The 18,383-nt window shown below is 39.2% G+C and carries 20 protein-coding genes; 14 read left to right on the top strand and 6 right to left on the bottom strand.

Annotated features, from left to right (window positions below; translation table 11 throughout):
• The first annotated feature begins 110 nt into the window (after nt 1-110).
• Together H9647_RS18960 and H9647_RS18965 are read left to right on the top strand one after the other, a co-directional pair.
• Nucleotides 111-686, top strand: a complete 576-nt coding sequence (locus H9647_RS18960) for an RNA polymerase sigma factor (protein WP_191802895.1) — start codon at nt 111-113, stop codon at nt 684-686.
• Nucleotides 683-1,804, top strand: a complete 1,122-nt coding sequence (locus H9647_RS18965) for a DUF4179 domain-containing protein (RefSeq protein WP_191802897.1) — start codon at nt 683-685, stop codon at nt 1,802-1,804. The genes H9647_RS18960 and H9647_RS18965 overlap by 4 nt, the downstream gene beginning before the upstream one ends.
• Nucleotides 1,805-1,917: 113 nt before the next feature.
• Here H9647_RS18965 and H9647_RS18970 read toward each other — a convergent pair whose 3' ends face one another.
• Nucleotides 1,918-3,042 carry an ROK family transcriptional regulator gene (locus tag H9647_RS18970; RefSeq protein WP_191802899.1) on the bottom strand — a complete coding sequence of 375 codons (1,125 nt, stop codon included), beginning with the start codon at nt 3,040-3,042 and terminating at the stop codon, nt 1,918-1,920.
• A 249-nt stretch (nt 3,043-3,291) separates the two neighbouring features.
• Between H9647_RS18970 and H9647_RS18975 the strand changes: the two genes are divergently transcribed.
• From H9647_RS18975 to H9647_RS18990, 4 genes are all read left to right on the top strand, one after another.
• A complete protein-coding gene (locus H9647_RS18975; protein WP_191802901.1) occupies nt 3,292-4,068 on the top strand; it encodes an SDR family oxidoreductase in 777 nt (258 codons plus the stop codon).
• Between the two features lie 47 nt (nt 4,069-4,115).
• Nucleotides 4,116-5,645, top strand: coding sequence for an FGGY-family carbohydrate kinase (locus H9647_RS18980; protein ID WP_191802903.1), 1,530 nt, complete (start codon nt 4,116-4,118; stop codon nt 5,643-5,645).
• A 76-nt stretch (nt 5,646-5,721) separates the two neighbouring features.
• Nucleotides 5,722-7,050 carry an MFS transporter gene (locus tag H9647_RS18985; RefSeq protein ID WP_191802905.1) on the top strand — a complete coding sequence of 443 codons (1,329 nt, stop codon included), beginning with the start codon at nt 5,722-5,724 and terminating at the stop codon, nt 7,048-7,050.
• A 251-nt stretch (nt 7,051-7,301) separates the two neighbouring features.
• On the top strand, nt 7,302-7,463 hold the full coding sequence (locus H9647_RS18990; protein ID WP_191802907.1) for a hypothetical protein: 162 nt from the start codon (nt 7,302-7,304) through the stop codon (nt 7,461-7,463).
• 169 nt (nt 7,464-7,632) lie between these two features.
• Here H9647_RS18990 and H9647_RS18995 read toward each other — a convergent pair.
• Nucleotides 7,633-8,750 (bottom strand): IS3 family transposase gene (locus H9647_RS18995; protein WP_404822640.1). Its coding sequence is split into 2 segments (ribosomal slippage): nt 7,633-8,504 and nt 8,504-8,750, totalling 1,119 coding nucleotides; the frame shifts between segments, so codons are not numbered across the junction.
• Between the two features lie 308 nt (nt 8,751-9,058).
• On the opposite strand from H9647_RS18995, the gene H9647_RS19000 reads away from it, so the two are divergent.
• From H9647_RS19000 to H9647_RS19010, 3 genes are all read left to right on the top strand, one after another.
• Nucleotides 9,059-9,379 (top strand): nucleoside triphosphate pyrophosphohydrolase, encoded by a 321-nt coding sequence (locus tag H9647_RS19000; protein ID WP_191802912.1) that lies wholly within the window; start codon nt 9,059-9,061, stop codon nt 9,377-9,379.
• Nucleotides 9,380-9,545: 166 nt separating this feature from the next.
• The gene (locus tag H9647_RS19005; RefSeq protein ID WP_191802914.1) at nt 9,546-10,688 is read left to right on the top strand and encodes a WXG100 family type VII secretion target; all 1,143 of its coding nucleotides are present in this window, start codon (nt 9,546-9,548) and stop codon (nt 10,686-10,688) included.
• 5 nt (nt 10,689-10,693) lie between these two features.
• A complete protein-coding gene (locus tag H9647_RS19010; RefSeq protein ID WP_191802916.1) occupies nt 10,694-10,945 on the top strand; it encodes a hypothetical protein in 252 nt (83 codons plus the stop codon).
• Between the two features lie 115 nt (nt 10,946-11,060).
• On the opposite strand, the gene H9647_RS19015 is transcribed toward H9647_RS19010, so the two are convergent.
• Nucleotides 11,061-12,506, bottom strand: coding sequence for a methyl-accepting chemotaxis protein (locus tag H9647_RS19015; protein ID WP_191802918.1), 1,446 nt, complete (start codon nt 12,504-12,506; stop codon nt 11,061-11,063).
• A gap of 470 nt (nt 12,507-12,976) precedes the next feature.
• On the opposite strand from H9647_RS19015, the gene H9647_RS19020 reads away from it, so the two are divergent.
• From H9647_RS19020 to H9647_RS19030, 3 genes are read left to right on the top strand one after another with little or no spacing between them, the layout of a single operon-like run.
• Nucleotides 12,977-13,147 (top strand): hypothetical protein, encoded by a 171-nt coding sequence (locus tag H9647_RS19020; RefSeq protein ID WP_191802920.1) that lies wholly within the window; start codon nt 12,977-12,979, stop codon nt 13,145-13,147.
• Nucleotides 13,144-13,632, top strand: a complete 489-nt coding sequence (locus tag H9647_RS19025) for a hypothetical protein (protein ID WP_191802922.1) — start codon at nt 13,144-13,146, stop codon at nt 13,630-13,632. Before H9647_RS19020 ends, H9647_RS19025 begins: the two co-directional genes overlap by 4 nt.
• Before the next feature lie 47 nt (nt 13,633-13,679).
• The gene (locus H9647_RS19030; RefSeq protein WP_191802924.1) at nt 13,680-14,156 is read left to right on the top strand and encodes a GNAT family N-acetyltransferase; all 477 of its coding nucleotides are present in this window, start codon (nt 13,680-13,682) and stop codon (nt 14,154-14,156) included.
• 129 nt (nt 14,157-14,285) lie between these two features.
• Here the strand turns inward: H9647_RS19030 and H9647_RS19035 are convergent, their stop codons facing one another.
• Together H9647_RS19035 and H9647_RS19040 are read right to left on the bottom strand one after the other, a co-directional pair.
• Nucleotides 14,286-14,870, bottom strand: coding sequence for a GNAT family N-acetyltransferase (locus H9647_RS19035; RefSeq protein ID WP_191802926.1), 585 nt, complete (start codon nt 14,868-14,870; stop codon nt 14,286-14,288).
• A 407-nt stretch (nt 14,871-15,277) separates the two neighbouring features.
• Complete coding sequence (locus H9647_RS19040) at nt 15,278-16,249, bottom strand: aldo/keto reductase (protein ID WP_191802928.1); 972 nt, start codon at nt 16,247-16,249, stop codon at nt 15,278-15,280.
• 166 nt (nt 16,250-16,415) lie between these two features.
• Between H9647_RS19040 and H9647_RS19045 the strand changes: the two genes are divergently transcribed.
• Nucleotides 16,416-16,607: a hypothetical protein gene (locus tag H9647_RS19045; protein ID WP_191802930.1), complete on the top strand. Its 192-nt coding sequence runs from the start codon at nt 16,416-16,418 to the stop codon at nt 16,605-16,607.
• Between the two features lie 101 nt (nt 16,608-16,708).
• Here H9647_RS19045 and H9647_RS19050 read toward each other — a convergent pair whose 3' ends face one another.
• Nucleotides 16,709-17,044: a nuclear transport factor 2 family protein gene (locus H9647_RS19050; RefSeq protein WP_191802932.1), complete on the bottom strand. Its 336-nt coding sequence runs from the start codon at nt 17,042-17,044 to the stop codon at nt 16,709-16,711.
• 411 nt (nt 17,045-17,455) lie between these two features.
• Between H9647_RS19050 and H9647_RS19055 the strand changes: the two genes are divergently transcribed.
• Complete coding sequence (locus H9647_RS19055; protein ID WP_191802935.1) at nt 17,456-18,232, top strand: arylamine N-acetyltransferase family protein; 777 nt, start codon at nt 17,456-17,458, stop codon at nt 18,230-18,232.
• The last annotated feature ends 151 nt before the right edge of the window (nt 18,233-18,383 follow it).

Below are 18,383 nucleotides of genomic sequence, written 5' to 3' on the forward strand. Positions count from 1 at the left end.
GTTCCGGCTTTTATTTTTGTGTGAAGAATTTATCGGAATTATTTTAATGTAATGTCACATTTCGAAACTATGAATTGTTATATAGGCATGGAAAGGAGGGAGAGGCACTGTTGAACTCTATACAGCGGAACAGTACAGACGATCGTGAGCAATTACATTTAGATCATATGATCCAGAGGATACAGCAGGGAGAGACTGAGCCCTATAGAGTCATTGTCGAGAAGTATCAAAAGCAAATCTATGTGTATTGTTATTACTTATTAAAGCAGACTGAAATGACACAGGATGCAGTTCAGGACATTTTTATTAAGGCATATGAGAACATGCTAAGTTACAAGAGCCCCGGTTCCTTTTCAGCTTGGCTTTATAAAATTGCGTACAACCACTGTATGAATCTCAATAAAAAGAAATTCCGAGATGTAGAGCTGCTCCAATTCTTTAAGAATACTTACTCGGCAGAAATGGCATACAAGAAGGATACCCAAAGCAGTGACAGATTAGAGATACTAATGGATGATCTTTCTTTTGATGAAAAACATATTCTGCTGCTTCGCGCAGTGGAAGACTACTCCTATGATGAGATCGGACAAGTCATGAATATCAAGGCGGCTACGGCGAGGAAGAAATTTGAGCGTATACGTAAAAAACTGATCAAAAGAAATGGGGAAGGTGGGCTGCGTGTATGAAGAATCATTTACATAAAAAAGAGGAACCCATGGATCAGGTCATCCGAATGATACGAGAAAAAGAGGCTCCTATCGATCTTACAGATCGGGTGATGGAGGAGATCTATCAAACTAAAATGAAGCGTAGGGGGCGAAAGAAAATGTGGAAGAAAATTGCGGTTTCAACGATCGCAGCAGCGTCAGTAGTCTTGGTGATTGTAGGGAGCGGATTTGTATCACCAACGATGGCCGATTCGTTACAGCAAATTCCCGGGATGAAGAGTATCTTTGCATTTGTGGATGATCTTGGACTGAGGACAGCATCAGAGAAAAAATTAGCGGATACCCCAAATGTAAGTGTTGCTCGAGGGGATACCACATTTACGGTCCCTGAAATCATCTATGACGGCACGAGGATATCACTCAGTCTAGTACGTACGATGCAAGATAATTCAGACGAGGCAGAAGAAAAGCTGAACGAAGATCTAAGCGGCTATACGCTGCAGATCAACGGAAGAGATATAAACGAGTATGCACCCAAATATGGTGGGATATCTAAATTTTTTCATCCTGGTGCATCTGAGAATTCTGTGATTTTGGAATTTTCCGATTTACGAAATCAAGAAGGAACACCTTTTCCTGATTCGTTCATCCTTACATTAAACCTAGAAGTCAAACCATTTGATGACCCTATCGTTATGCATATCCCCGTTGAGAAAACGAAACAGGATATCGTTGATATTTCTCCTAATGAGACCAAGACCCATGGAATCTATACCGTAACTTTAGAAAGAGTAGAATTAACACCAATAACGACAAATATCACGACTCATTTCGTTCTTCCAGAAGGAATGAGATATGATCCGCTAACAAACGATTTGGGTTACGATGTGTATGATGATGAAGGTAATGAGCTGAGAATAGTTAGTGGAAATGGGAGAGGTCAGGCAAATAGCTCTGGAATGATTTCAGATCTTCGTCTAGAACCTTTTACTACGATCCCGTCTAAGATTATCATCAAACCATATCAAAATATATATAGTGACACCGAAAAAGGGAAGGTTAAGTTTGACGAGGAAGGGAATGAGATGAAAACCTATTTTCCTGAACTTGAGTTTGAGGTGGATATTGAGAAATAGTTTTTTTATCAGCTGAGGCGGGGAAGAATTGAATTAGAAGAAGAAATGACTTAGAAAAATTAGAAAAAAGTAACCTTCGATTTAAGGTTACTTTTTTTTATGCATATTTTCGTTTAAATCTCATTCAAAAAGGATTGAATAAAAGTGATGGCAGCACCATTAGAAACTCCATTCTCAGATGAACGGCTAATATAAATAAATGACTCATTGCTAGGAAAAGCGGTGCGCTCATAAACTTTTTCATGAAGAAGTTGAATATCATGTTCTGTTAAGTAAGGAGATATATGACCGCCCAGAATAAATTCTCTATTAATGACAAGATGGATGTTGTTAATCGATAGTGCTAAATGATCTAAGAATACATTCCATCTTTCCATATAGGAAGGGATTCCAGAACGTAACTGCTGGAAGAAAAATTCTAACGATTCATCTTCTTTTAATAGCGCACTAACAGAACATAGTGTTTCCATACATCCTGTTTTTCCGCAGTAGCAAAGAGAACCACGTGGATCGATTGTCATATGTTCTACCGTGCCGCTATGTCCTTCATTCCCCATATAAATTTGGCCATTGATAATGATGGCTCCCCCAAGATGCGTACCAATCGACAGATAGACAGCATCGTCAATATCCTTCCTGATCCACAGTTCCGTGGTTGCAGCGCATTTGGCATCATGAAAAAATCGGCAAGGATAATCAAGGTGCTGTGAAAAAACAGAAATGTGGAGACCCGTACAATTTAATATTTTTCCGTAGGTGATGTTTTGTCCATCTGCTGATGTTAATGCTTGTATTGCAAAACCAACACCCAGGACTTGCTCTTGTTCGATCATAAGAGAGGAGATGAAAGCTTGTACAGCTTGACTTACTTGTTTGAAGTAACTCTCTTCATTTGTGTATGTAAGTGACAGATTGGTTTTATGAAAAACAACACCAAGCAAATCTACTGCGGAAATACAAATTGTATTTCTTTGGATTTCAACCCCTATGCTGACACGAGCCTGCGGACATAATGCATATGCCGTTGCGCGTCTTCCAACCGAGGATTCAAATTGCCCGCTCTTTTCAATCAGTTTTTCCTTTTCTAAGCGAACTAAATTTTGAGTTACCGTTGGCAGACTCAGATGAAGTTGATTTGCGATTTCTTGTTTTGAAAGCTTCTCATTTTGATAAATAAGATGATAAATCGATGAGTAATTACTTTTCTTTATATCCCTAAATGTAATGTTATGATCCATAACTAAACCCCATTATACAAACGACTTTTATAAAATTTCTTTAAATATAACATAGCTATCGAATAAATAACAATTTGGAGCAAAATGATGTGACTAACGAATCATAAAATTCATGCAATCGATGTGAAATAAGTCGCTGTTTTTTTATGGAAGGTTGACTTGTCTTATAAGGTGGGTATATTATGTGAATTAATTTTATTAATCTATTTAATAAAACGGTTTTACAAAATAGAAAGGGGAAATAGATTTATGGGAATTATTGAAAAAATGAGATTAGACGGAAAGAAGATCTTCGTTACAGGCGGTGCTAGAGGAATTGGCAAAAGTGTTGCAACCGCTTTCTGCGAGGCAGGGGCTGATGTGGCTATCGTGGATTTGGATTTTGAAGAAGCAGAGAAAACAGCTGCCGAACTCGAAAAAAATCATGGAATTCAAGCGATTGCTATTAAAGCGGACGTCACAAATCCTGAAGATGTGGATTCTATGATTACAAAAATACTCAGTGCCTTTGGACGTTTAGATGTTGCTTTCTGTAATGCTGGAATCTGCATGAATATACCTGCTGAGGATATGACATATGAACAATGGAAAAAAGTAATAGATATCAATCTTACCGGAGTGTTTTTAACAGCTCAAGCAGCTGGAAAAGTGATGTTAAAGCAAGGCGGAGGTTCCATTATTAACACAGCTTCTATGTCAGCACATATCGTAAATGTACCGCAGCCGCAGTGTTCTTATAATGCTTCTAAAGCAGGTGTCATTCAACTGACAAAATCTCTAGCGGTAGAGTGGGCGACTAGAAATGTGCGCGTGAATTGTATCAGTCCAGGCTACATAGGAACAGAACTTACGTTAAATTCCCCAAGCTTACAACCATTAATTGAACAATGGAATCAAATGGCTCCTCTTGGCAGAATGGGAAGACCGGAAGAACTACAATCCATTTGTGTTTACCTTGCAGGGGATACTAGCAGTTTTACTACAGGAGCAGACTTTGTAGTGGATGGCGCTTTTACTTGTATCTAATCTAATAGACTTAACTAATGAAACAATTACATCAGGAGGCGACATCCTTGTTCTATTTACTCGGCACAGATATTGGAACATCCGGCACCAAAACCATTTTAATGGACACAGAAGGCAACTTAATTGCCCAAGATTTACAGGAATATGATGTGCTTACACCGAGGCCTTTATGGGCTGAACAGTGGCCAGATGTATGGCTCGAAGCAGCGAAGGTTTCTATTAAAAACACAGTGAAGAAGGCAAATGTCCCAGCAGAAAAAATACGCGGAATCGCGACTAGCGGTCTGTATGGAGGTTCTGGAATTCCGTTAGATGAAAATATGGAGCCAGTTAGACCTTGTATGATCTGGATGGACCGCAGAGCAGAAGAAGAAACCAAATGGGTTCTAGACACGATTGGAGAAGAAAAACTATTAGATATTACCCACAATGGAGCAGATCCTTACTATGGCTTCACCAAAATATTATGGATGAAAAATAATGAACCGGAAAACTGGAATAAAACGAAATTATTTTTGCCTCCAAATGACTACGTTATTTATAAACTGACCGGAAACATTGCGATTGATTATTCGTCCGCAGGTAATATTGGCGGTATTTTTAATATGAATAACAGAACATGGTCTAAAGAAATGATGGATGCCATGGGAATTCCTATGTCGATGATGCCGGAAAAAATCGTGGAATCAACAGATATTGTTGGCGGGCTCACAAAGGAAGCCGCGTCTGAACTGGGGCTCTCTGAAGGAATGCCAGTGATTGCAAGTGGTATTGACTGTGGTGCAGCGAATATTGGACTTGGTGTATCTGAATCTGGTATTTACGCAGCGGCAATTGGAACTTCCATGTGCGCAGCGTTAATTTCGGACAAACCAATCAAGGGAAAGAATCTCATTGTCTGGCCTTATTTATATGATGCGCAAAGACTTTCTTATTATTTTGCCGGCGGTGCCACAGCAGGAGCAATTGTGAAATGGTTCCGTCAAACGATGTGCCAATTTGAAGTGGAAGCCGAGAAAAATGGCGGAGAAAATGCCTATGATGTATTGAATAAACAAGCAGCTACGATTCCAGTTGGCAGTGAGGGCCTTATCGTTCTTCCTTACTTCATGGGGGAAAGAAGCCCGATTTGGGATTCAGATGCAAAAGGAACGATGGTTGGACTTACGCTGGCACATACAAAGGCTCATATCTACCGTGCATTTCTGGAAGCGGTTGCGTTCTCATTGCGTGATGCAATGGAAGCGACGGGGGAGAACTTAGGTGAATCTATTATAATCGCCGGCGGCGTAACAAAATCAAAATTGTGGAGACAAATCTTTGCCGATGTGACGGGTTATTCCGTTGTCTGTCCGATTCATGATGTAGAAGCCAACATGGGGGATGTTATGCTTGCCGGAATTGGCACAGGCCTTTTATCGTATGAAGATGTGAAAAAGTGGCAGGTACTGGATCAGAAGATTATGCCTGACCCGCAAAACCATGAAAAATATAATGAATATTACCGTGTATATAAATCGGTATATCAACATTTAAAGCAAGATATGAAAACGTTATCAAGATTATCGAAAATATAGATTAGTTCACAGGGATCTTTTTTCATGAGATCAGGGGAAAGCGACATCGATAGATTAGTAGGGACGGAGTGAAATTATGTCTAAGTGGAAAAAAAGAATTGGGTACGGGATTGGCGATCTAGGATGTAATCTTGTGTTCAGCACAATGGGTTCCTATCTTCTCTTCTTTTATACTGACGTTTTTGGAATAACAGCAGCAGTTGCAGGTACATTAATGTTATTAACGAAAATAATTGATGCTTTTGCAGACACCGGCATGGGATTATTAGTAGACCGAACACATACCCGCTGGGGTCAAGGAAGGCCTTACTTTATCATTGGTGCTATTCCTTTTGCTGTATTTACGATTATGACATTTATTGTGCCTGATTTCAGTATGACTGGAAAAATTGTATGGGCCTATGTCACGTATACCTTACTGAACATTGCTTACTCCGTTGTTAACATACCATTAAATACGATCGTACCAAGATTAACGTCAGATAACCATGAACGAAACTGGTTAGTTTCGACAAGAATGATTTGCGCATTACTTGGAACCGCATTAGTCATGTCGATTACCATGCCGATGGTAGATTTTTTTGGACAAGGTGATGATCAAAGAGGTTATTTAATTACAATGAGCATCTATGGCATCATGGCGCTTATCATATTTGTGATTACTTTTATGAGTACCAAAGAGGTTGTACCACCAACCATCAATCCTGGAAAATCTTCCTTCAAAGAAGACTTTAAAGGATTAACCGGTCAAGCTGCCATATTTTTTATCGTGAATTTTCTCTACTTTGCTCTTTTTGTTATACGAAATACAACCGTAATTTATTATTTTACTTATAATTTGAACCGTCAAGACTGGCTTGCTTTTGTTGGGCTATTCGGAATTTTATCGGGTCTACCTATGCTCATTATTTTACCTTGGCTTCAAAAGAAAATGTCGAAAAGAAATATACTGCTTTTAAGCACGGTCATTTACATTGTGGGAGATTTGCTTATTTATTTCGGGAAATCTTCATCTTCTTTACTGATAGCAGGGCTTGCGATAACAGGACTTGGTATTTACGGGATTTTCGGAGTTACATTTGCTATCCAGCCCGATATTATTGATTATTCAGAGTATAAAAAGAATAAAAGTATATCTGGGATGATTGCTGCGATTCAAGGTTTCTTTGTAAAAGTAAGTTTGGGACTCGGGAGTTTCTTAATTGGGGTTGTTCTAAAAATGGGGGGCTATGTTCCCAACGCTACACAAAACACAACAGCACTCAGCTATATTGAAATCTGCTTTATTTGGGTGCCCCTAATCATTTGTCTGTTGATTGGAATTACCATGTGGTTCTACAAACTGGATGATCAGCGGGCAGCGATGGATGTAGAGCTTGAAAGACGACGTGCACTTATTCAATAAAATGTTTATATAAAAAAATTACTAGCTTCCTTGAGTATAAATCAGGGAAGCTCTTCCTTTTTATGAAGTACATAAGATAGAGATTGAATAGAAGTTAAAGGAATAACGGCCGATGTAATATTTTCCATTATTTGATAGAATTTATTCACCTTAACTAACAGTGAGAGTGAAAACCTTATGGTGAAAATAATAGTAGGATTTAGAATTCTAACTAGCTTCCCAATCATTAAATAGTAGTAGGTGGGATAATCTTGAATGACGAAATGAACTTTACAACTTTTAAGTATTTTCTTGAATGTTATTTTAATCCAAGTGCTAACTATGATGAGTTAGATAAACTCATTGTTGATTTTAACTCATTTGAAAATGTGGGACAACATAAAAAACTTCATTCAGAGTTATTAGTTCTTTAGCTAGTGGAGTTCAGTATTATGCAGGAGTTTGTAAGAAAATATGGTATGAGAAAAATGGATGATGAGAAACTGAAATGGTTAATTCAGCGGATGTTAGATAAATTAGAGCTAAGTTAATACGTTGAAAGCCAAAGCACAGTTGAGCAAAAATTGGACTGTCAACATTAAATCAGACAACTTTTTTAAGGGATGCAGCTTTGTACTGAATTGGGGTCATATATCCTAATGTGCCATGGATGCGATGCTTGTTGAACCAATTCACATAATCATATAATTCCAACTCTAGATGGTGAAGACTTTGAAAATTCATTTGGTTTACAAATTCCGTTTTCATCACTTTGTAGGTGGCTTCAGCTACGGCGTTGTCGTAGGGACAACCTTTCATACTTAAAGAGCGCCCGATTTGGAATGTCGTAAGAGTCTCATCGATTAATCTATTCTTAAATTCACTTCCACGGTCCGTGTGAAACCATTGAATGTCGCTCAAGTTGCCTTCTACCGAGGCGAAAGCACGAGAAATTAGAGCAGCGTCTTTATGGGGACCTGCACTTTGTCCAATGATTTCGCGATTAAATAAGTCAATGAGTACACAAACATAGTGCCACTTGTGCTGAACTCTGACATACGTGAGATCGCTAACTACAAAGCGTTTCGCTTCGGTTTGATCGAACTCACGTTTCAACACATTCGCAGTTGTTGCTTCGTTGCAAGCGGTCTTATGCGGCTTATACTGCGCTATCGTGTACGTGGACACAAGGCCCTCCTCTTTCATGGTACGACCGATTCGGCGTCTGGAAACGATGAATCCTTGTTCCTTAAGTTTGACTTTGATCTTACGTGTTCCGTATGCTTTTCGATTGGTATGAAAGATTTCTACAATAGCCGTAGTCACTGCCTCTTCGTGATCTCTCTCTTTCGCTTCATAGTAGAACGTGCTTCTTGCGATTTGCAGGACTTCGCACATTGCTGATACCGAGTATCTATCACTGTTTTGCTTAATGATCTTTACTTTCGTCCCATGATCAGCGCGGCTTGCTTTAAAATGTCATTCTCCATTTCGAGCCGCTGAACTCGTTTGCGAAGAGCGATGAGCTCATTCTCTTCAGTGGATCGGTTATCTTTTTCCGAAAACGAACCTGAGGTTTGAGCTTGTTTGATCCATCGATCGAGTACAGATGGACTAAGCTCATACTCTCTCACAATAGCTGCTTTTGGCTTTCCATTTTCATATAACTGAACCATTTGTCTTTTAAAATCTGCTGTAAATGTGCGTCTTTGCTTTGGCATAGTAGATCCGCTCCAAATCGTATTCTTTTCATTCTACTAGCCCTTATTTTTTCTGTCCAACTAAGTGTAGACTATCCAAATTGCTCTCTGTGTTTTTGTGTTACATCTATAATAGAAGTGATTTTTTTTAACATCCAAATGGAGGTGTCCATATGAAGCAAGGAGAGTTACTAGTACAACTTAGTTGATCGAACAACTATAGAATCTTGATAATATGTACGATGAGTGGATATTTAGGAAACATGTTTTAATAATTTCATGAGTTAGATTAATGTTAGATTGAGATCGAGAGGAGACCGATATAAAACGTGCGAACCTATAATAAGCTAATAAGGGACTTAATTCCGAATATTATCCAATCTCAAGGGAAACGATGTAAGACTTTAATTCTAGACCAGAAAACTTACAAATCAGCGCTGAGAGCAAAGCTGGAAGAGGAACATAGAGAATATCAAGAAGCGGAAACAGATGTACTAGCTAATGAAGAATTAGCGGATATGCTAGAGGTCATTTATGCACTGGCTTCGGTTCATGGCATTAGTGAAGAGGAACTAAATAAGATTCGTAAAGATAAGGCGGATCAGCGAGGGGCATTTAAAGAAAAGATATTTCTCGTGGAGGTGGATTAGTAGAGTCAGTGATGAAAAACATATCTATTAATTCACTGAATTTTCATTTTTATGAAGTACATAAGATAGAGATTGAATAGAAGTTAAAGGAATAACGGCCGATGCAATATTTTCCATTATTTGATAGAATTTATTCACCTTAACTAACAGTGAGAGTGAAAACCTTATGGTGAAAATAATGGTCTCACCTGACCAGCTGATGGAAGTTGTCGAACACTTCTTGAGCCAGCGTCAGGAACTGGAACGGATGTGCGGTCAATTAGACAAGCAAATTTATTTTATAAGAGAAGGTTGGTCAGGGGCGACAAAAGAACGGTTTTTTCAAGAGTATTTATCGGCCAGGCAATCCATGGGTGTGACGATGGAAAAAATTTCTTCGATTGCCCAGCAGCTGAACTTTATAGCCAGAAGTTTTGCTGAAGCGGATGGTGAAGGAGGATCGGTGATCGTTATGCCTAGCTTACCTCCAAAAGTGGAGGCAAAGCTAGAAAGTGGTGTTGATTATACTGCCTCTGCGCTTAAGGGGGTAGGAGCTACGATCGTAGGGCTCTTTGACGATGCAGTTGGTACAGTAAAGAGTTTTTGGGAGAGTCCCTTCGGAACAGTATATGATATTGGATATGCATTTACAGTTGGGAGAGTGGTCGATGTATTATTAGGTGCACGCTTTGCATGGGATTATGCCTGGGGGACAGGAACTGCACGATCGGATGCTGAACGTTTATTAGAACAAATAAAGCAAAAAGAGGAAGAAAACGGAAGAGGGTATTATACTGGCTATATAGCAAGTCAGGCGGCTTCTTATTTAACGATAGGGAAGCTTCTAAAGAAAAGTCACGCTAAACATGATAATCTGGACGGTTCAGGAGGTGATACTGAGGCTAAGAATTCTATTCAGTATGCTGAATCAGGTGGAAGGAACATACCCCCAGAGCAGTTCTTTAAGGAAGAAGCTATTGCTGAAGAAATGTATGAAAAATTTAGGAGTATAGGAACAGAAGATGTTTATGCGATTGCTAAAAATACTGGAATTTCTACTACTAGAGTACAAAGGATTAAAGAGCATGTTTTTATTAACTCTCATATAAAGGATCATGGAGTAGGCAGATTTGAACCGGATTACGAATTAGCTCAAGCATGGCAAAGATTAATAGATGGGAAGCAAATAGAGTCTGATATACAATTATTACAACACGAAATTTTCGAATCGAAATTTGAAGGTATATTCCATACCAACTATAGAACAGCGCATGACAAAACGATAGAATCTGGGAGACCGTGGGATTGGGAGAAAAACTATGAGGAGTGAGATTTATGGCAGTTTTTGTGTTGATGTTAAAGGAATTTGAGGACGAAGAAAAAGTAGTGTATCTTTATGGACCAAATGAAATTTCGATGGGGAAAATTGAATATGATAAAAAAAAGGGAGTTATTAACCAACTCTCGCCAATTGATTCAAACGAATTCGCTGATGAGTTTTTCTTTAAGAGAGCAGGGCGCCGTCTAGCAAGAATGATTATTAAAGAAAATCAAAACTTTGTTGATCGAACAACTATAGAATCTTGATAATAACAAATAGATATTTTTATATATTTAATTCAACGGTTGCGCAATGCCTACATGAAAAAAACTCTTTCCAAGCAAATAACGTGGAAAGAGTTTTTCTTATTCATCAACACAATTATCCCTGCAAAACCTTATTCAAACTTTGTGTCGTTTCATTGAGCTTTACTATACTCTCCACCATATTAGTAACTCGTTCCTGCTGCAATTCAGCGCTGGCAAGCACTTCTTCTACAGAAGCAGCGGATTGCTCCGTCACAGAGGATACTGAATTTAGTTCGTCATTAATTCGAGCAGAAGCCTCTTGCAGCTGACTATTGAGATTTTGCAGGTGAACAGCTTGCTCCATCACTTCGGTAGTGTTGAGGTCAATATTTGTGAAAAGTGCTTCAATAATATCAGTAGAAGTCGCTCCTGTCATCGATGCTTCTTTGCCCTCAGAAATACGTATGGCGGCACTGCTCACATCTTTCTGAATGGAGGACAAAATTTCGGCAATATCGGCTGATGACTGCTGGGTAGACTGGGCTAACTTACGAATTTCAGTAGCAACAACGGCAAAGCCCTGTCCATGTTCACCTGCACGTGCAGCTTCAATAGATGCGTTTAGAGAGAGCAGGTTCGTTTGTGTGCTGATCTCCTGAATTGCGTTAAGAATCCCGCCAATTTTCTTGTTTTCATTATTTACTTTTTCAATCATTAGCGTTGTATCTTCGACGATTTCAGACACGAGGTGAATCAAAGAACTGAGCTCAGCAACCTGAATCTTTCCATCCTTCGTCAACTCTGCGGCTTTACGAGCATGGTCACTTGTGGTGTTTGAGGCATCAGATGTTCTTTGCACGGATTCATTTAACTCATGCATTGAAGAACTAATATCAGACACACTACCTGTTTGAGATTCCATTCCCGTTGATATTTCTTGAAAAGCAAGCAGCACCTCATTATTAATCTTTCCCGCCATATTGGCATTTTCGTTAAGTTCTGCTCCAGACGTAGTGATTACATTAGATACTTGCCGTACTTCGGTCATGAGCAGTTCCATCTTTTGTCTTGCCTGTTCCGATGCTTGCATGCTGGATCTCATATTTTTCAGCATTCGTTTTCCAATAGTGCTTTGACCGAGCAGGGTAAGCCAAGTGACTAAATAATAAGCGTTGATACCTAGTGTATTTTCGCCAACATAGATGGCAAAGCAGAAATAGATGAGCACAGCGAGTCCAATGATTCCGTTGAGAAGCAGTGGCTTCATATCCATATAAAGAGAGGTGAGAACTAGTCCGAGCAACAGAATGACATAATCTCCGGGAGATTTACTTGCATACATGAAGGTAAAACAAATCACATTAAATCCAACAGCGACAAAATACATCGTTTGTTTCACATACCACTTCTTAAGGTAGAACAGGGTGCATACTGCTGCTACAGGAACTGCTGTGTACAAGATCGCGAGTATGATATCTAGACTTCGGTAACTTGCGGCGAGCCCAAGAGCAGTACAAATCCATAACAATCTAACCATAAGTCCATTTCTTTTATGTAATTCACTTAATTCTTGCGTCATTGCTTTTTTCCTCCCGCGTTAGGTGATGATTTTTATTAGGGACCACATGTTATAGAAATGTTCCTGCAACGTTTACGCGTTAGTTTCGCTCTTGTGAAAGGTTCGCCATATTCGTAGGTAAAACGAACTCTATAATGAAGGCCTATATTACTATATCGTCTGAAATACCTTCACATCTTATAGTCGGAATTTACATTTTCAATGAGATTTTATATAGAGGAATGAGTATTTAAATCCTTTCATCCGCAAGGAAGGTAAACGCATAATAAGATAGTGATAAAGATAAACGCCCCGTTTGCAAGGGTGTTTTTTTTATGGGTTTTAATTCCAATTCAATAATATGAATGTATAATAATGGAATATGAGATTTGAATCAGGAAAGGAGAGGAATCGTATGGTACAGCAGAATGAAGAGGAGCTTGAGCAGCCTGGTAAAGCCATACCGAAAAAGGTTGAACCGGTAACGGTCAGTGAACTATTTACACTATGAAACTACGACTACAGGGGGAGATCATGTTCTTCTTGGTTTTGTTGCAGGTGCAATTGGTTTTGGTGTTCTGTTCGTCCTATGGAAAGTATGTTGTGAGTTGCTACTCCTCATATTCAAGTCTCTTCAGAAATATGTAGGAGCGGACAATTGAGAATAAGAAGTCTCACTTTACTAATCGTTTTGATATTTTTGACCACGGCATGCAGTAATTACAGATTACATAAGGTAGACTCCCTTGCTAGTGAATTTCTAATAGAACAAGGCTATGAAATCATTCGGCAAGAAGACACAGTTTATGAACGTAGGCTTGAAAAAGAAGATCTGACACAGCTGCCGCATCAAATGTATTGGAGTGTTCAATCTGTCGATGCCGCTTCGTATATCGGGAAAATAATTTATACTTCTAAATTCTATGTGAAGAATCATTCGTTAGATCAAGCCCCTTCCAACCTTAAGGGCCAAACGATCGTATATGTAATGCAGACGGAGAATGAGGTGATTGGCGGGTACAGCTTACCTGACCTTGATGATCCTACAGATGGATGGGTGTATTCACTAGATGGGCGGACACTGGATGAGTTTTCGGGAATGGATTATGGAACATGGAAACAAGAGTGGGACAACAAGTACAAGTGACTACTATTAAAATACGCTCCGCGTGGATGTAAAGGATGGTCAAACCTATGAATAATTTGAAATTTATACCGATGAGCCATCAGCATGCTAAAGCCATTGCCACTTGGACGTATCCTGAACCTTATTCGCTGTACAACATGGATGATGTTGAAGAGACCTTGGAAGAACTCATGGACGGTAGCTATTATGTCGCACTAGATGAAGAAGAGCAACTTATCGGGTTTATTTGTATAGGAGAAGCGGCGAGAGTTCCGGGAGGATATGCAGCAGGAATCTACAATAATGAACAGCAAATCGATATAGGCTTAGGGATGAGACCTGACCTGACAGGCAACGGGCAGGGCGGTTTGTTTTTAAAAGAGAGCCTTTCATTCATCCGTCATCTTTCGAATCATTCGTCATTACAACTCGTTGTTGCCACATTCAATGAACGAGCTATGAAAGTATATGAGAAGGCTGGGTTTCGAAAGGGACAAACCTTCCTTAGCAGGGACAGGGAATTTATAGTGATGGACCAAATATAACTATCAAAAAACTGCACCGTTTTATTAGAAGCGTCTAACATAGAGGTGCAGTTCAAGTCATTGGCGATGGGTTCACTAAATACGGCTTTACCATCATTGAGTTCATGTTCTACTTAGCGGGGGAAATCTTTAAAATTCTTTCCCTCGTATTTTTGAGAAAACCATCGTATCCGACAACTTCCCATAGACATCCAGACTGTCTCCGCGTAAAATTCCTTCAAGGACAAACCCATTCCGCTCGGCTACCCTCGCGCTTTTCCCATTCCTTGCGTCACAGCGAATTTCGATCCGGTTAGCCGCGAGTTCACGAATTGCGTAGTTTGTTATTGCTTCTACAGCTTCGCTCATATAGCCTTGTCCTGCATAGGAGCTTCTAAGCCAGTAACCGATTTCGAATTTACGAACATCCCAATCAATCCGGTGCAGCCCGCTGCTTCCAATTAATTGTCCATTTTCTTTGGAGAATAGCATGAGCCGTAAATCGGAACGCTCTAAAAATTTCAGATGTGCCTGCCTGATGTTGATCTCGGAATTTTCTGCGGTAAGCTGATCATTTGCAAATGGCATCCACGGCCGTAATTCTTCCATGCTTTCCTGGACTGCTTCATAGGAGGCCGCGCCATCCCCATATTTAGGTGCACGGATGATCAATCTTCTACTTTCAAAGGATTCTGGAATCGTGAGCATGATCTTTTCTTTAGTTTCATGGGTCATATTGCTAGCCTCCAGCAGAAAAATTTCTCATAAACATAACATGAAATGTATTTTACTGGCAATTAAATTATTAAGGAGAGTTGACTAAGTTGTATAAGTACGCAATCACAAAATATAATCCTCATTTCCGCGATGAAGAGGGAAGATATCTAAAGGAAGATTGGATGCGCAATTGATTCCATAATACCGTTAATCGAGCAACTGGGATTGTTTGTTGAAGAACACTAACCCTTTAATAACTTGAGGGCAGGCAAAACCATGTATCAAATAAAATCACTTCATTCGTTAGATTCACCCGGAGTTATACATAACCAAAGTAAAGTAACCCACTCGCTAGTTTTCACTGGAGTAGGTTACTTTTTTTCTGAATAAAATTCTAATTTCAAACGCACTTTGTGCAGATCTACCTAAATACGGTACGTTGCAAAAGGCTTGGCATGAATGAACGGCTCACTGATCTGATCCAGTTCAGCACCGAGATCTGAATTCATATCAATCTCAAGGCTTTTGATATTATCGTCTAGCTGCTCTGTTTTTGTCGCACCCACAATAACCGTAGATACCGCTGGGCGGTTCATGAGCCACGCAACGGATAGAGCACTCGGGGAGTAACCATGAGAAGCGGCAAGATCACTTACTTTACGTCCAAGCTCCAAATTATGCTCTTCTAGGAACCGGTTGAAGTTCGGATCCGTCTCGGCACGGGAACCAGCTGGAGCACTGTTTTTGCTTGTATATTTCCCTGTTAGAATTCCCCCTGCAAGCGGGAAGTAAGGGATAATACCAACACCTTGGTCAAGACACATCGGTACGAGTTCAAGTTCAGGCGTACGATCTGCAAGGGAATAACTCGTCTGAGTAGATACATAGCGCACATAATTCCGCATTTCGCTAATGCCGAGTGCCTTCATGATCTCCCAAGCAGCATAGTTAGAAGCGCCGATGTAGCGTACTTTACCGGAACTTACCATGTCATCGAGTGCTCGCAGTGTTTCTTCCAGAGGTGTATTAGGATCAAAGGTATGAATCTGATAGAGATCCACATAATCAGTTTGGAGTCGTCTCAGGCTGTTCTCCAGCTCAAGCTGTAAATGATAACGGGAAGATCCACGCCCATTAGGCTTATCGTCTTTGACAAGACCTGCTTTTGTAGCAAGTACGACTTGATCGCGCTTCCCTTGCAGTGCTTGTCCAATGATTCGTTCTGATTCGGTCCCAGCATAAATGTTGGCTGTATCAATAAAGTTAATGCCATGATCGATGGCGTGATGGAGAATACGGGCGGAGGTTTGTTCATCCGCTCTCTTACCAAAAGAATTCGTGCCAAGACCAAGCTGAGAGACTTGAAGTCCACTTTGACCTAGATAGTTATATTTCATTAGAACAATGCCCCTTTCGAGATCTTCGGTAGGATTAGTCAGAAAATATCTATAGACATTAAGTATATTATTTCCAGAGATAGAGAGCAAAAGAGGTAAGTTTATGAAATTGATTCAGTAAATTATTGGTTTTTAGTATAGAATGGAAAAAAAGGAGGGTATATGTATGATTATCGTGATTCCCTTACTTATTTTATTTTTAGCTATGGGTATCTATTTCATTGTGAAGTCGAAAAAGGATTCGTCAAATAAAGGTTTCTATCAATGGATTGGAATTTCTTTAATTGTAATGACAATCTTTTTTGTTCTACTTAGTTCCTATCAATTCATTGCGCCGGATGAACATATAGGACACTAGCAACTACCATATGAAATTCAGAATTCTTATAAAGAAAGGTAAGTCCCTGATCCATTATGATTGGGGACTTACCTTTTTATTTTTATTTCAAATTCGATGAATTAACCAATGAAACGTACATGTGTGATCAGACCATCTTCAACACGATAGACAGGAACAGCATACAGCAGATCCGTTCTTCCGCTATGTCCGCTGACTTCTTCATGATCAATGACATAAGGACCGTTTACAATCCGAGTCAGAATCTTCGCATGCAGCTCAGGACTAACTTCAAATGTCTTCGTATATCTAGCGCGAATCTCTTCTCTGTTCGTTTGTTGCACGTTGCCCGAAGCATCTTCTATAACGCAATTGGGATGATAAGTACGGAGCAAAGCTTCAATATCACGGGCATTGTAAGCTTCAAGCTGAGCATCAATAACTTGGGTGATAGACATAGGTAAGTCTCCTTTACGTATGGGAAGATGGGTAAATGATAAGTTCATTTGTTCAGAATATAACAATTTTTACTACATCAATCAACTAGTATTTTAAAGTGGTAAAGCGAAGTGTTTCATAATAAAAAAACAGGCTTGCTTTGGAGTGGTTTTTTTGTCTTACGGTAGCAGCCCGAATTTATATGGAATGATATCTATTGCTGAGAAACCGATCCGTGGAGGTAAAGAACGTACCCGTTATGTCAATAAGATGCTTAAATTGTGTGAAGATCTAGTAAAAATTTGCAACGTGAAATTGCTACTGAGAAACTAATAGAGACGGTAAGTGGTAAAATAAAAGTCAACATGTCTCACAAAAGCAAAAGAGGGTTGTTCAATTAAGAGATCATTATGTAAGGGGGATCCATCTAGATGTTGAATTTTAGTCAATTATTCTGTGAAAGATTAGGAATACCTTTGGTGAATAGCATTTCGTATGATGATCTAAACGCTATTCTTGAAAAAACAGCAAAGACAATCCCTTTTGAGAATTTAAATATTATAAATAAATTGACGAAAGAAATAACGAAGGACAATTTAATTAATAAAATAATTCACCAAAATGAAGGTGGACTTTGTTATGAACTAAATTCATTGTTTTATTTTTTCTTAACTGAAAATGGCTTTGATGCTAAGTTAATTCGTGGTTTGAGATATGACTATAGCAGTAAAAGCTGGAGCAATCTAGGTAAAACCCATGTCGCTATCCTGCTCACTTACAACGATAATGTACAACTAGTTGATGTTGGATTTGGAGGGAATTCACCACTAACAATGGTTCCATTAAATGGAGAAAAGGTAACTTCTCAAAATGGGGAATTCAAAGTTATTAATTTTGAAAGCGAACACGGTGATTTTATTTTTTGTATGAAACTGAAGGACAAGGATACGGAATGGACATATGGCTATGCTTTTGATTCCAAAAACCCCATTATGGACCTATCAGAGTTAAATGAGGTTCAGAAAATCAACATTGAGCACCCTGAAGCGAAATTCAATAAAAAACCAATAATCACCAAATTCCTGGATAATGGGATTATAACCTTAACCGATACTTCGTTTACTGAGAGGGTGAATGGTCAGGTGGAGAAAACAGAGATTGACCGAGTGGAATTTCGCAATATTGTAAGAAAACATTTTGGTTTTTAATATCCTTCCTACTTAACTTGTGGATCTAGACGAAGGTTGGTCTCAAATTTATAATCAGTCCTGAAACTTGACATTAAAAAATGGAATATGGTATATAAAAGGAAGACTTAGCACTCTCTTTATTAGAGTGCTAAAATAGGTTAACGAGTCG

It is taken from the genome of Paenibacillus gallinarum, from assembly GCF_014836635.1.
Classification (GTDB): Bacteria; Bacillota; Bacilli; order Paenibacillales; family Paenibacillaceae; genus Paenibacillus; species Paenibacillus gallinarum.

Excerpts from the sequence above, each read along its gene's own strand:
- H9647_RS18965 (WP_191802897.1), top strand. The coding sequence starts at position 683 with ATGAAGAATCATTTACATAAAAAAGAGGAACCCATGGATCAGGTCATC.
- H9647_RS18970 (WP_191802899.1), bottom strand. The coding sequence starts at position 3,042 with ATGGATCATAACATTACATTTAGGGATATAAAGAAAAGTAATTACTCA.
- H9647_RS18975 (WP_191802901.1), top strand. The coding sequence starts at position 3,292 with ATGGGAATTATTGAAAAAATGAGATTAGACGGAAAGAAGATCTTCGTT.
- H9647_RS18985 (WP_191802905.1), top strand. The coding sequence starts at position 5,722 with ATGTCTAAGTGGAAAAAAAGAATTGGGTACGGGATTGGCGATCTAGGA.
- H9647_RS19005 (WP_191802914.1), top strand. The coding sequence starts at position 9,546 with ATGGTGAAAATAATGGTCTCACCTGACCAGCTGATGGAAGTTGTCGAA.
- H9647_RS19010 (WP_191802916.1), top strand. The coding sequence starts at position 10,694 with ATGGCAGTTTTTGTGTTGATGTTAAAGGAATTTGAGGACGAAGAAAAA.
- H9647_RS19015 (WP_191802918.1), bottom strand. The coding sequence starts at position 12,506 with ATGACGCAAGAATTAAGTGAATTACATAAAAGAAATGGACTTATGGTT.
- H9647_RS19030 (WP_191802924.1), top strand. The coding sequence starts at position 13,680 with ATGAATAATTTGAAATTTATACCGATGAGCCATCAGCATGCTAAAGCC.
- H9647_RS19035 (WP_191802926.1), bottom strand. The coding sequence starts at position 14,870 with ATGACCCATGAAACTAAAGAAAAGATCATGCTCACGATTCCAGAATCC.
- H9647_RS19040 (WP_191802928.1), bottom strand. The coding sequence starts at position 16,249 with ATGAAATATAACTATCTAGGTCAAAGTGGACTTCAAGTCTCTCAGCTT.
- H9647_RS19045 (WP_191802930.1), top strand. The coding sequence starts at position 16,416 with ATGATTATCGTGATTCCCTTACTTATTTTATTTTTAGCTATGGGTATC.
- H9647_RS19050 (WP_191802932.1), bottom strand. The coding sequence starts at position 17,044 with ATGTCTATCACCCAAGTTATTGATGCTCAGCTTGAAGCTTACAATGCC.
- H9647_RS19055 (WP_191802935.1), top strand. The coding sequence starts at position 17,456 with ATGTTGAATTTTAGTCAATTATTCTGTGAAAGATTAGGAATACCTTTG.